Raw genomic sequence first — 12,583 nt, 5'->3', positions numbered from 1 at the left:
GGGCCGGGGTTTTCGTGTGTCACTCGATCAACTTACTGCTGCTGGTACTGCTGGCCCGGAATCGGCTTGAGGTTGACCTCTACACGACGGTTCTGGGCGCGGCCATTGACGTCAGCGTTGCTGGCAATCGGCGAATCGGGACCTGCACCACGCACCGACAGGTGAGAGGCATCGACGCCCTGCGAGGTCAGATAAGTCGCCACGCTTTGTGCGCGCTGTTGCGACAGGTCCATGTTGTGCTGACGGCTGCCGGTGCTGTCGGTGTAACCGACGATCTCGATCACGTTCTGGTTGTACTGCTTCAGCGAGCCCGCCAGGTTGTTCAGCGGTGAATAGAAGCTGCTCGCGATGGCAGACGAGTCGGTAGCGAACGTAATGTTGCCCGGCATCACCAGCTTGATGGTGTCGCCCTGACGCTGCACTTCAACGCCCGTATTGGCCATGCTGGCACGCAGCGCGGCTTCCTGTTTGTCAGCGTAGTAACCGTAACCGGCCGAAGCCGCGCCCACCACGGCAGCGCCGATCAGCGCGCCCTTGCCACGGTTGTTGTGGTCGATGGCCGCACCGGCGACGGCACCGGCCAGCGCACCCAGACCACCGTATTTGGCGGTTTTGCTGATGCCGCCGGAATTCTGTGCCTGCCCCTGATTGTCATAAGGATTTTGCGATGCGCAGCCCGACAGCACAGCGAGTGCGGTGGCGGCGATGATCAAACGGCGAAATGTGAACATCAAGGAGAGCTCCTGTTTTGCTTTTCTGTGGCGTGGCACTGTCGAAGAAGTGACAAAGCCCCGGCCATGCAGGCGATTAGAGCACGACACCTGTTAAAAATTCCTTAACCGATCCTGAACAGCCCTACGCCCGGACGAAAGGGTTCTCACGCATCTCGTCGCCCAGCCGCGTGTCGGGGCCGTGACCTGTCACCACCGTTGCCTCCTCGTCCAGCGTATACAGCCGCTCCTTGATCGAACGCACAATGGTCGCCTGATCCCCACCCCACAAGTCCGTACGCCCGACGCCACGCCTGAACAACGTGTCGCCGGCGATCAACAGCTTGGCGTCCTCGAACCAGAACGACATCGACCCCGGCGTATGACCCGGCGTGTGTAACGCCACACCGCATCCACAGGCCAGCTCTTCGTCGTCTGCCAGCCAGCGATCTGGCGAAGGCACCGGCACATACGGAACACGAAACACCTGACATTGCGTTTCCAGGTTGTCCCACAAAAATTGATCTTCTTTGTGCAGGTGCAACGTCGCCCCGGTCTTTTCCTTCAACTGCCCCGACGCCAGAAAGTGATCCAGATGCGCATGGGTATGAATGATGCTCACCACCTTCAACCCATGGGCTTCGAGCCGGTCGAGGATCAGCTCATGGTTGCCGCCTGGATCGACCACAATCGCCTGTTTGGTAACAGGATCGCCGATGATCGTGCAATTGCACTGCAAAGGGCCGACGGGGAAGGTTTCGCGGATGAGGGCAGGTTTGGGCGTTGACATAGAGATCCTGGGCGATTGGTCGGGCATAAATGTAGGTGGCTGACGAGCCTCTCTATGTTGGCGGTTACCTCATGCCCCAGGCAAATCCCCATGAAGATATATCGGATATACCGACGTCTTCGACCCAGAGTGTGTAAAAACAGCCTCAAGCATTAAACATTAAACATTAAACATTAAACATTAAACATTAAACATTGTCGGCGCGAAGCGCCGGCCTTTGTTCTTCCCAGGAAGGTCATTCGATTTATTGACTCCTTTTCCCGGAAAAAATCAAAAATAAGAAGGGCTTGACATCCCAATTTCCGGATTGTAATTTTCGCCACATGACACCGAAGTACATATCGAAAAAATTTAAAATTGGTATCTAGGCGCAAATGCAATTTGCGAATTGAGTGAGGCAAATTGTGAGACTTTGGTGAACTGCAGGAGTTCGCCGAATTATGTCCATTACAAGTACGCGAGAGTAAAAGCTTAAGTTTTATTCAGACTAGTTTGTTTGGAGCTATGTAGATTATGGAAAATCGTTTCGATTATTTTCTGAATATTCAGAAAATCGCAGATTACGTTGGTTATGAAAATGATTTTTGGCCGCTCAGCAGCGAATACGCGCTGTGTTGTATTGACCTGACTGAGGCGGCTAAAGCGGTAGACGCCAATGTAATGAAACAATTGGTCTCACTCGGCGATATTATTGAGTCGGAGTGGACGAAATCCAAACGAGCCGACGGACAAGCCCTTTCCAATTTCAACAATACTGGCGCTATCTCGCAGGCCATGCTTGAAGTGGCTACATGTTTCGCGCCAAGTGCAGACCGGCAAGCGATTGAGCTCAGGGCCAAGGCGTTGGCCGTGGGCTATAGCCCGCAAATACTGAAAGAACTACTGGCCATACATGAAGAGTGTACCGTGGTAGCTGGGTTGGTCTCGACATGGTATGGCAAGCAGAAGAATCGAATGCCCACAGCTTTTGCGTGCGGTAAGGAGCAACGCAAGCAGGAATTTGTCGAAAAAACTTATCAGTACACGGACCAGGTTCAAGCCTACTTAAAAGGGCTTCATACTGACCTTTCCTTGAGTGAGCCACCGGTCTTTTCTTCGACCAATCTCTTTTTTATGGCCGGAGAGGGGAACCGCCATCCCAAGCACATAGCCTATTTTTTACCTGGGGATGAAGGCGTAAGCCATTCTGATTTTCGTAAGACCTGCTATTTTTCCAACGTGCATCTCGCACTTATTGAATGTTTTGCTACGCCTTTGGCAAAACGTCATCTGAACCTGAAGGAGCAAAGCACTACAAGTGCTTTGGCCACCGACTCCATTCCGGTTCTTGGTGTGTTCGGACATGAACTCGGCCATTTTATCTTCAGACCCGAAAAAAATTTTCAGTCGCTCAATAAAAAGAACAGATGGGTCTCGGTTGCGCTACAGGAAGTGGTTGCAGACGTCTTTGGAATATTAATTTTGGCTGAGGTTTGGGCGGAGCACGTTGGTGTTACCCGGTCAGAAGTAATCCAATACTATTTGTCGGAATGCCTGCGGTATGTCGACAGGGGATTGGGTTACTTTCCAGACAGCGATGGTATGTTCTTGCAACTGAACTATCTTGTTCAATTCGGCGCCCTTACGCTTGAGGGTGATGACAACGATTATTTGACCGGCCAGCCTGAGGTTGTGATTGCTGGCTTGCGATCTCTAGCTCGCGTACTTGCGGACAGTGTATTGAATGGGGATGAGGTACTTGCTCTTGCGTTGTATAAAACGTATGGCCCAGAAAACAGAAAACCGGTGCAATCGTTGTTGAATGGGCTTGTGAAAAACCCGCCTAAAGCTTTGGCTTATCATCAGGGATAAGCTATTCAAACGTAAATCAAACAAGGAGGTTAACTTATGCCAAAGGTACACGGAAAGCAAGACTTGGAAAGAGTACGCGGCTACTACTGTACTCAGCGGGAACTGGAAGATACTAAGTATACTATTTACCAAATATGGGAAAATGGGGGGGCCTTCAACGACTCGGTAACACCTTCTACGTACAGTCCCGAATACCGTTCACATATCGGCCTAAAACTGCTGGATCTATCCGACGAAAATACGCATGTACTTTCAATTGGCTGTGGCAACGGCTTCGTAGAGGCTGATCTTGTACAGGGCAAGCGAGTAGTCCATGCCATCGATTGCAATGAAGAGGCTGTTTCGCTGGCCATCGGAAAAGGAGTTGACGCTAAAATTGCTGATTTTTTCGAACTGCAGCCTGCTGATGTCGCTACGTTTGATGTGATATACGCTGACGGGCTCATAGGTCATCTTTTCGATGCGCAGCATGAGTTGACTCCTGTATTGAAAAAATTAAAACGTCTGAGTTTGAAGCCAGGTGCCTACCTGTTGTTCTCGAACGATTCTCCTCGAGATGCGCATTCAGATTTTGCTGCGCATGAAAAAGTCGAGGATTTCTGGTTTATTGCTAGGGACTATCTGCGAGACTGTCTGATCGCAGAAGGTTTTGAAGTAGTGGAAAGTTACTATTTTCCCTACGTCCGCCCGATCAGTGGTGTTCGGAACCGGACTATTTGTATTGCTCGGGTCCCGGGGGCGTGACCATGCAGCATAGTTTTGCAGATAGGCTTCTACCGATTCTTCAGAACCTGGCGTCTGATTACTGTACTCCGTTTCACATTTACGATGCCAGCGCGATTATAAAGACATTTAATGCAATGAACGCGGCATTTGCTGGATTGCCTTTCAAGCAATACTTTGCTGTCAAGGCGTTGCCAAACCCTCACGTGCTGTCGTTGTTGCTTGCACAAGGCAGTGGTCTGGACTGTTCCTCCCCCGTTGAGCTACAGCTGGCGCGGTCGCTGGGTGCTGAGGGCGGCGACGTAGTTTTTACTTCCAACAACACAAGCCTTCGAGAGTATCGAGAAGCTTTGGATTGCGGGGTCACTTTTACATTTGACGACCGCTCCCTCTTCGATTCGGTCGTGGATTTGCCTAACGTCGTTGCTTTTCGAATATCACCACATGGGGTAAATGCGGATTCCAAACTAATGGGTGACTCAACCCAGTCAAAGTTTGGTGTTCCGATTGAGGAATTGGAGCAGGTGTATGGCGATGCGAAGCGTCGTGGTGCTACAAGGTTTGGTATTCACGGCATGATGTGCGCCAATGAACTCGACGTGAGCAAGGCCCTGGCAGCTGCCGTCACGGTCATCTCAACCGCCGCTGTGCTCGGTCGTCGTCTAGATATCAATTTCGAGTTCATCAATATTGGGGGCGGTCTGGGAATTCCTTACTTGCCTGACGCTCAGCCTTTTGACTTCGAACTCTACGCGCAAGGGATAAAAGACGCTGTAAAGAGTCATTTTGGCTCAGGCCTTCCCCGTATTGTTATGGAATGCGGGAGATACGTCACCGGGCCGCATGGCGTTCTGGTCAGCAAAGTGGTGAGTCGTATGCATAAAGGGAAAGAGATAGTCGGCCTGGATGCGTCAATGTCGTCATTGATGCGTCCGGCCCTTTACGGTGCCTATCACCATGTCAGTTTCCCTTACGTTACTTCTAACAAAAACCTGCGATGTGATGTGGTCGGATCACTCTGTGAAAACTTCGATAAATTCGCCGTGGATCGAGTTATTCCTGATGTTAAACCTGGAGACATTGCGTTGGTGCACGACACCGGGGCCCACGGCCACTCGATGGGATTCACTTATAACGGACGCTTGCGCCCGGCCGAACTCATGCTGTTGGACGACGACTCGGTAGTGGAAATCAGGCGCGCCGAAACTTTCGATGATTATATCGCCACAGTTCCCGTTCGGACGCGGTTGATCAGTTAACGAAGTAAAGATAACCAGTAACGATGTTCAGGGAGGAAGATATGGAGCTTGTACCTATAACGGAGCATGTTGGAACCGAAGTCCGCGGCATCGACGTGACACGCGCAATCTCCGATGACGATTTTGAACGCATATATGACGCATGGATCGATACGACAATACTGTTATTTCGTGGACAAGCCATGTCGCAGGATCAGCACATTAACTTTACTCGCAAATTCGGTGAATTAGTCTCGTATACACGCCCAGAATTCAGTGAAAATAAGCATTCCGAAATACTGGTTCTATCTAATATCACCCGAGACGGCAAGTTGATAGGCTCTCCCGTCAGCGGGAGAGTCTGGCACACCGACGGGCACTATTTGGCTAAACCGCCAGCCGGTTCCATGCTATATGCACTTGAAGTTCCTCCTATTGGCGGCGATACCTGGTTTGCCAATATGATGGCCGCTTATGATGCATTGCCAGCAATCACTAAAACGCGCATCCAGGATCTGGAGGTGATAATTAGCCGTCGGCAATCCAGGCCTTACAACTACCCGCATCGACCAGCGCCAACAGCAGCAGAATTAGCTGAATGGCATGATGTGGCCCAACCCTTGGTACGTGTTCACGAGATTAGCGGCCGTAAGGCTATTTATGCAGGTGGCAATGTACCATGGCATCTGAAAGGACTTCCTTGGGAAATAGGCGTGCCGCTGGTTACGTTCCTTCAAGAGTTCGCTGTTCAACCGCAGTTTACGTATCGGCATCAATGGAAAGTTGGCGACATTATTTTGTGGGACAACCGAAGTGCAATGCATAAGGCGACCGTCTATGACAATCAACATCGACGTTTGATGCATCGTACAACAGTTGGTGCACGCCAAACAAATTTGTATTGATCATTTTCTCCGCTTTTGGATCGTTCTCACGAATGAACAAGGGTAATTTAAATGCTTGCCATGTAAAACCAGGGAGCCGTCGAGTGGCTAATCCAATAGATCAAGAAAAAGATGCCGGGTTTCCTTTATTTTTTTGTGAAGCTTCGGACGATCTCGGACGATATAAGGATATACAGCTCAAAGTACAGCGTATCGCCGACCACTTTCCCGTGGATAGATATCCCAAAGTGTTGGACGTCTGCAGCGGGCTTGGGCACTTCGCAGGAGACCTTCAATCTCGCGGCTATACAGTTACAGGCGTGGAGCTTTCTGCGGAGCAAGTCAATAAAGCGAGACAGCTTCACGGAGGGGTCAAGTTTCTTGTCGGCGATATGGGCGAGGTGCCTCAAGAAGAATTTGATATGGTTTTGAATACTTATTCAAGTTTCGGATATAGACCTACAGTTGCCGAAGATCAGGAGGTACTGGGTTCATGGTACGCCGCCATGAGACATGAAGGGGTTTTGATCATGGAACTGACAGATCTGGAGCGGGCAAAGGAAAGCTTCAATTATCCTAATTCGGTTATTGTCAGGCATAACGGAATTATTAAGGAAGAGTTACGCTGTGACTGGCAAAATCAAATGCTCTATGTGTGCTATGAAAAGGGCGAGCAGCGCTATAACGGCTTTACCCGCTTGTATAGCCAGGAGCAGTTGTCAAATATGCTTAAGGCGGCAGGCTTCAGAAGTATAAAACTGGCAGGCGACTTCAATGGCTCGCAAAAAAAGCCAAAAGATCGACTGGTGATTACATGCCTGAAATGAATGAAAAATACATCTGCCTTATCGATGCTTACTCGTCAGGTGCGAAATTGGCAAGGTACCTTGACGAAAACTATGATGTGCGAATTCTTCACATTCAATCATCGGTTGAAATATTGCCTATCTATAAGGCATCCTTTGAAAGGGCATTATTTGAATCTAATTTTATTTTTACAGGCGACTTTTCGGAACTGAATAGGTGGTTAAAAGCGTATCCGATTACCGAAGTTATCGCCGGGGCTGAAAGTGGTGTCATGTTGGCAGATGAAATTGCCGCTCACCTCAGGCTTCAAGGTAATCCTGTAAAAAGTTCTGAACAGCGTCGCAACAAATACTTAATGGGTGAGGCGCTGAGGCGCGCTGGTTTGCCGCACGCTCATCAGTTAAAGATGAATGCCCGGAATGATCTGGATGAACAGATCGCCATGATAAAAAAGTGGCCTGTTGTAGTGAAACCACTAAATAGCGCTGGTAGTGATGGCGTCAGCATTTGTCACAACGGCACAGAGCTAAAGACGAAAGCAGCTCTGCTGTTTGGCCAAGTTAATAAGCTGGGTAGTGTAAACGATGAACTTCTGGTACAAGAGCGGTTGTTTGGTCAGCAGTATATCGTCAACACCATCAGTGAGCGCGGCCGGCATTTTATTACAGAAGTATGGAAAGACGACCGTATCGAAGTGGAGGGCGCGGGGCTCATTTACGATAAAGAATTGAATATGGACATTGATGATGCCAGCTTGAAAGATATTAATCATTACACCTTTCAGGTTCTCGATGCGCTGGAGATCACTCATGGTCCTTCACATGTTGAATTGATGTGTACAGAAGAGGGGCCACGACTGATCGAAGTCAGTGCGCGGCTGCAGGGTGGGATCTCGCATAAGGCAGTCAGCACTGCAATTGGTGAAAGCCATATCTCAATAACAGCTCTTCTGTTGGGCAGCCGCCTGAAATTACACAAGTATCTTTCGACGAGGTCGAGAACGGCTGAGTTGATGGCGGTCTCGTTAATCAGTAAAAGTGATGGAGTCATCGTTTCCAGCCATATTGAAGATACTGCTTGCAAACTGGACTCATTTTATGAATTTGTGAGCTGTCCTATGGTGGGTGATACCTTGTACAAGACTATTGATTTGTTCACCTGTCCGGGCGTTCTCTATCTGCTTCATCAGGATTCGTCAGTGCTGCAGAGGGACTATCAAAAAATCAGGGAGTGGGAGCGACAGGGCAAATTATTCACCACAGCCTGAAATAATGATTGCTGATTCTTATCAAGGAGCGATATGAAGATTTTTTCCATGAAACCAGGGCACGATGGTGCCGTGGCGCTGATCGATACTGATACGGCTACTTTGGAGTGGTCCTATGAGGCCGAAAAAGATAGCTTTCCCAGATACGATGTTTTCAACCCGGCGCTGCTGATGGATTGCGCACAACAGTTGGACACCGTCCCCGACGTTGTTGCAGTGAGTGGATGGGCAAAAGGTGGGTTTGCCGCCAACAGTGATATCGGTAGCGGCTATTACGGTTTCGATGAGGCAAAAAGCATTTCCAAAAATATTAGTTTTTTTGGTAATACTGTCCGGTATTTCAGTTCCAGTCACCTGCGTTCCCATATTATGTCGGCTTATGCCATGTCCCCCTTTCCTCAAGGCAAGGCTTGCTACGCCCTGGTCTGGGAAGGTGCCATGGGGGATTTTTATCTTGTAGACGAAAAGGTTAACGTCTCACATCTTGGCACGGTGATGATCACGCCGGGCAATAAATACGGCTTTCTGTATGCATTAGCTGACCCTACTTTCCGATTGCCGAAAGGCAAGCAACGTCTCGGCGATGCTGGAAAACTCATGGCGTTATGTGCATTTGGCAGTTCGGGACAAATGAGTTCTGAAGAACAGGAAACAGCGAGATTTTTGCTTGATCGAGACAGCATTTTGTCGTCGCTCGACAAAGAGGATATGAAATGGTCACCCTTTTACAATATAGGATTGACTAATGAGAGATTTACTGGCTTCGCCAGAAAGTTCTCGGATGAATTATTCAATCGGTTTGCAACCTTCGCCAAGGACAATCTGACTGAAGGCTATCCATTGCTCATCTCAGGTGGATGTGGGTTGAATTGCGATTGGAACACGATGTGGCTAGAGTCCGGAATTTTTGAAGACGTCTTTATTCCCCCTTGCTGTAATGATACCGGTTCCGCCATTGGCACTGCAGTTGATGCGATGTTCCAGTTGACAGGTAATGCCAAGTTGAATTGGGATGTTTATTGCGGTCAGCCCTTTTTTGACGATACACCCACAATGAGCAACATAGAGACGTTCGAACTTAACCTGGAACAGGTAGCGGATTTACTGCACAAAGGAAAGGTCGTTGCTTGGACTCAAGGCAACTGTGAGATTGGTCCAAGGGCGTTGGGGAATCGATCAATTTTAGCCGCTCCCTTTACGGAAAATACCCGTGACCGCTTGAACTCGATTAAACAGCGAGAAGGTTTCCGCCCTATTGCGCCTATTTGCCTGGAGGAGGAGTTCGCAGAACATTTCGGCTGGAGCAAACCTTCACCCTACATGCTGCACTTTCAGCAAGTCAGAAATCCTGACTTGAAAGCTGTTACTCATGTCGATGGTACTGCTCGGGTTCAAACCGTAAGCGCTTCTCAAAATCCAGTCATGCACAAGCTACTTGGCGAGTTTAGAAAGCTAAGTGGGTGCGGAGTACTGTGTAATACATCGCTGAATTTTAATGGCACGGGCTTCATCAATAGAACCAGTGACTTGTATCGATATGCGGTAGAAAATGATATCGATGCATTTGTATATAATGACAAGCTTTGCATTATAAAACGGTAGTGCTTTGGTGTTCTTGATCCGCTTGGTGGAGGAGTACGTACATGAGTGGTATTAGAATCCCTAGCATCGAAGAGTTTGGGCTTAGCGATAATTTTGTAAAAGTCTATTCGGATCGAGTGAAGCATGGTGTGAAAGACCATCCCGGATTTTGCATTCCGCCCGCGATTGTTCGCGCGAACTATATGCAAGAAATAGTGGATGACTCACTGTTTCTTATAAATAAAATATTTGAAGTCCCCGATACGATTTTTCAAGGCAATTATGAAAAATTAGGCTTAGCTTTGGGCATGGAACCAAGGCACACACGTTTCATCATGAGTTTTCTCAACGATTACTGGATTACTCACGTCAAGGATTTCATCCGCCCAGATATTTTGTTCTCAGCGTTGGGACACAAATTCATTGAATTCAATATCACGGCCGCGATCGGCGGTGCAGGGCTCTGTGATATGCATATGCAGCACTTTCTGGAGAGTGCCGAGAGCAACCGTATTAAACTGAAAACTATGGGGCTCGAAAGTGAGCCCTTGGCCTTAAAGTGGGTGCACCTTTTGCACGAACTGTTGATCTCAACCAAAACGGCGCCTGCATTATACCCTGTATTCTGCTCGGCAACGTTTGATTTTGACCAGGCGCTAGAAGATGACTTTACGCTTCATGAGTTTCGAGTGGTATTGGAGCGGTATGGTTTTAAACACATTACGGCACCTATTACAGATATCGCGATTTCAGAAAGTGGGGTTCATTATCGTGGACAGGAGATTGATATCGTATTCACAGATTTTACTTACTCACAGTATTTAAGTAGGCACGCTGAACTTGATGGTGTGGAAAAATTTGTACGCGCTCATGAGCGCGGGGATATTTTGTTTATTTCCCCGCCGACTTCCATGTTTTTCGACAATAAGCTTGTATTGTCATTTTTGACCGATGAGAAATACCAGAACTTTTATAGTCCGGAAGACTTCTCCCGCCTCAAGTGCTTAGTGCCCAAAACACGTTCATTAGCAGATTGTGATCTTCAAGAAGTTATTAATAACCGAAGCTTGTATGTGATCAAGCCTTCGTTTGACTATGGCGGTAATAATGTTCATATCGGCGCGTCCCGCACGCATGAAGATTGGGTGGCCATCCTCAGTGAAATCAGAGCGGAAGCCTCTAAGTGGGCTGTTCAAGAGTTGGTTCAGGACCAAGAGGGTGTTTTCGATCCGTTGCAGGAGGCTGACGTTAATGTGTGTCTAGGTCCTATTTTCTTTGATTGTAAGTATGCCGGCTCGTTGTACCGTGACGCGCTGGTGAAATATACCGGATCGGTAATAAATGCGAGTATAGGCGCGCGTTATTCATCGGTGTTTCTAGGAAGGAAAGATGATTAAAAAGCTTCTTGCCCTAGGGTTGCCGATTTCATTGATGCAATTCGGTAGCGCGTCAATGAATATAATGAATACCGTCTTTGTGTCGATGTATTCAGCTGAGGCGCTGGCGGTGTTGGGCGGCGGTAACGGTGTATTCTGGTTTGTTCAAGTTACGTTGATGGCATTTTTATTTCCGCTTGATGGCTTGTTCTCCCAACGTAACGCTGAACTAACTGAAAAAAACAAACTGCTTACCAACGCTATATATGTTGCAATCGCTATCGCTGCTTTAGCAATACTTGTGCTCTATTTTTTTCTTTTTTTTCTGTTTTCCGCAGGAGATCAGGGCCTATCAGCTGAAACGTTCAGGTTTATCATGATCAACGGCCTGAGTCTTTTTCCTCTATTATGTTTTGTGGTGGTTCAGAAATATTGGCAATCGTTTTATTGCACTAGGGTGTTTTCCATATCGGTATTGATCTCCTGTATGGTCAATTTTCTCGCTGATTATATTTTGCTCTCGCCAACCTTTGGGTTTTTAATGGGGGCAGAGGGCGTCGCCTGGGCTACAGTCTTGTCGCGTATGACTGTCCTCGTTTTGGCTGTTGGATATTCCTTATACAAGGTAAATCAACTTGAGTTGAAAGGTTATTCGGTTTTTGGCTATGATCGTGCGCAACTCGGGAAAATGATGCGCTTGGGACTTCCCTCCAGTGGTCATTCATCACTTGAAATGGCATCAGTCATGCTATTGTCTTATTTTTCGATTGTCTTCGGCCCCGAGGCAATGGCTGCAAATCAAATAGCATTGACGTTAGGTATGGCCAGTTTTCCAATTTATTGGGGGGTTGCTGCTGCCGCGTCCACCTATATCGGCGGTGTGAAGGCGGTCGCTGGAGCTTATAGTTCTCGGGATGTTATAAGTGCGACATATCGTATAAGCCTTATTATCAGCGTAGCGGCTGCGTCTTTACTATGGCTGTTGTCCAGAGAGATAACATCATTTTTTGACGTTCCGACGGAGGCTGTCGAACTGACGAAAACGTTAGTCATGCTGGTCGCACTCTATCAAATCGCGGATTGCTTTCAATCAGTAACAGCTGGCGTACTCAGGGGAGTCAGCATTATTACGCCGGTTTTTATTTCTAATTTGGTTTGCTATTACATACTTGGATTATTGGTGTTTGTTCTCTGCTATGTTGGAATTGATATGGGTTATATAAGTATCTGGATTGCCTTCTGCGTCGGAGTGAATGCTTCCGCAGCAGTTAATTTGTGGTTGGTCAACCGTCGATTTCTCACTCTTGTGAAAATTTGATTTAGGATGATCCAGCGGGAACTATTTAATTGTTCGGA

Annotated in this window: 11 protein-coding genes; 9 read left to right on the top strand and 2 right to left on the bottom strand. The window is 48.0% G+C overall.

The features are described from left to right. Window positions 1-32: 32 nt before the first annotated feature. Both AB4N84_RS14990 and AB4N84_RS14985 read right to left on the bottom strand, forming a co-directional pair. Entirely contained in the window at window positions 33-731 is a 699-nt protein-coding gene (locus AB4N84_RS14990; RefSeq protein ID WP_460046909.1) for an OmpA family protein, read from the bottom strand. A 124-nt stretch (window positions 732-855) separates the two neighbouring features. After that, on the bottom strand, window positions 856-1,500 hold the full coding sequence (locus AB4N84_RS14985) for an MBL fold metallo-hydrolase (RefSeq protein ID WP_460046908.1): 645 nt from the start codon (window positions 1,498-1,500) through the stop codon (window positions 856-858). Between the two features lie 513 nt (window positions 1,501-2,013). Between AB4N84_RS14985 and AB4N84_RS14980 the strand changes: the two genes are divergently transcribed. The 9 genes from AB4N84_RS14980 to AB4N84_RS14940 all read left to right on the top strand — a co-directional run bounded on the left by AB4N84_RS14980 (window position 2,014) and on the right by AB4N84_RS14940 (window position 12,545). Beyond that, complete coding sequence (locus tag AB4N84_RS14980) at window positions 2,014-3,351, top strand: hypothetical protein (RefSeq protein ID WP_460046906.1); 1,338 nt, start codon at window positions 2,014-2,016, stop codon at window positions 3,349-3,351. A 36-nt stretch (window positions 3,352-3,387) separates the two neighbouring features. Beyond that, window positions 3,388-4,095 (top strand): methyltransferase domain-containing protein, encoded by a 708-nt coding sequence (locus tag AB4N84_RS14975; protein WP_460046905.1) that lies wholly within the window; start codon window positions 3,388-3,390, stop codon window positions 4,093-4,095. Window positions 4,096-4,097: 2 nt separating this feature from the next. Next, complete coding sequence (locus AB4N84_RS14970; protein ID WP_460046904.1) at window positions 4,098-5,333, top strand: diaminopimelate decarboxylase; 1,236 nt, start codon at window positions 4,098-4,100, stop codon at window positions 5,331-5,333. Window positions 5,334-5,374: 41 nt separating this feature from the next. Further along, window positions 5,375-6,217 carry a TauD/TfdA dioxygenase family protein gene (locus AB4N84_RS14965; protein ID WP_460046902.1) on the top strand — a complete coding sequence of 281 codons (843 nt, stop codon included), beginning with the start codon at window positions 5,375-5,377 and terminating at the stop codon, window positions 6,215-6,217. A gap of 83 nt (window positions 6,218-6,300) precedes the next feature. After that, entirely contained in the window at window positions 6,301-7,023 is a 723-nt protein-coding gene (locus AB4N84_RS14960) for a class I SAM-dependent methyltransferase (protein WP_460046901.1), read from the top strand. Further along, a complete protein-coding gene (locus tag AB4N84_RS14955; RefSeq protein ID WP_460046900.1) occupies window positions 7,011-8,270 on the top strand; it encodes an ATP-grasp domain-containing protein in 1,260 nt (419 codons plus the stop codon). The genes AB4N84_RS14960 and AB4N84_RS14955 overlap by 13 nt, the downstream gene beginning before the upstream one ends. 33 nt (window positions 8,271-8,303) lie before the next feature. Then, window positions 8,304-9,872, top strand: a complete 1,569-nt coding sequence (locus AB4N84_RS14950) for a carbamoyltransferase C-terminal domain-containing protein (protein WP_460046899.1) — start codon at window positions 8,304-8,306, stop codon at window positions 9,870-9,872. A gap of 41 nt (window positions 9,873-9,913) precedes the next feature. Then, window positions 9,914-11,248 (top strand): circularly permuted type 2 ATP-grasp protein, encoded by a 1,335-nt coding sequence (locus AB4N84_RS14945; RefSeq protein WP_460046898.1) that lies wholly within the window; start codon window positions 9,914-9,916, stop codon window positions 11,246-11,248. Then, complete coding sequence (locus AB4N84_RS14940; protein ID WP_460046896.1) at window positions 11,241-12,545, top strand: MATE family efflux transporter; 1,305 nt, start codon at window positions 11,241-11,243, stop codon at window positions 12,543-12,545. Before AB4N84_RS14945 ends, AB4N84_RS14940 begins: the two co-directional genes overlap by 8 nt. The last annotated feature ends 38 nt before the right edge of the window (window positions 12,546-12,583 follow it).

It is taken from the genome of Pseudomonas sp. S2_H01 (assembly GCF_054668305.1).
This window is presented reverse-complemented; position numbering and strand designations above follow the sequence as displayed.

Coding starts and splice junctions, on each gene's coding strand:
- AB4N84_RS14990 (WP_460046909.1), bottom strand. CDS start 731: ATGTTCACATTTCGCCGTTTGATCATCGCCGCCACCGCACTCGCTGTG.
- AB4N84_RS14985 (WP_460046908.1), bottom strand. CDS start 1,500: ATGTCAACGCCCAAACCTGCCCTCATCCGCGAAACCTTCCCCGTCGGC.
- AB4N84_RS14980 (WP_460046906.1), top strand. CDS start 2,014: ATGGAAAATCGTTTCGATTATTTTCTGAATATTCAGAAAATCGCAGAT.
- AB4N84_RS14975 (WP_460046905.1), top strand. CDS start 3,388: ATGCCAAAGGTACACGGAAAGCAAGACTTGGAAAGAGTACGCGGCTAC.
- AB4N84_RS14970 (WP_460046904.1), top strand. CDS start 4,098: ATGCAGCATAGTTTTGCAGATAGGCTTCTACCGATTCTTCAGAACCTG.
- AB4N84_RS14965 (WP_460046902.1), top strand. CDS start 5,375: ATGGAGCTTGTACCTATAACGGAGCATGTTGGAACCGAAGTCCGCGGC.
- AB4N84_RS14955 (WP_460046900.1), top strand. CDS start 7,011: ATGCCTGAAATGAATGAAAAATACATCTGCCTTATCGATGCTTACTCG.
- AB4N84_RS14950 (WP_460046899.1), top strand. CDS start 8,304: ATGAAGATTTTTTCCATGAAACCAGGGCACGATGGTGCCGTGGCGCTG.
- AB4N84_RS14945 (WP_460046898.1), top strand. CDS start 9,914: ATGAGTGGTATTAGAATCCCTAGCATCGAAGAGTTTGGGCTTAGCGAT.
- AB4N84_RS14940 (WP_460046896.1), top strand. CDS start 11,241: ATGATTAAAAAGCTTCTTGCCCTAGGGTTGCCGATTTCATTGATGCAA.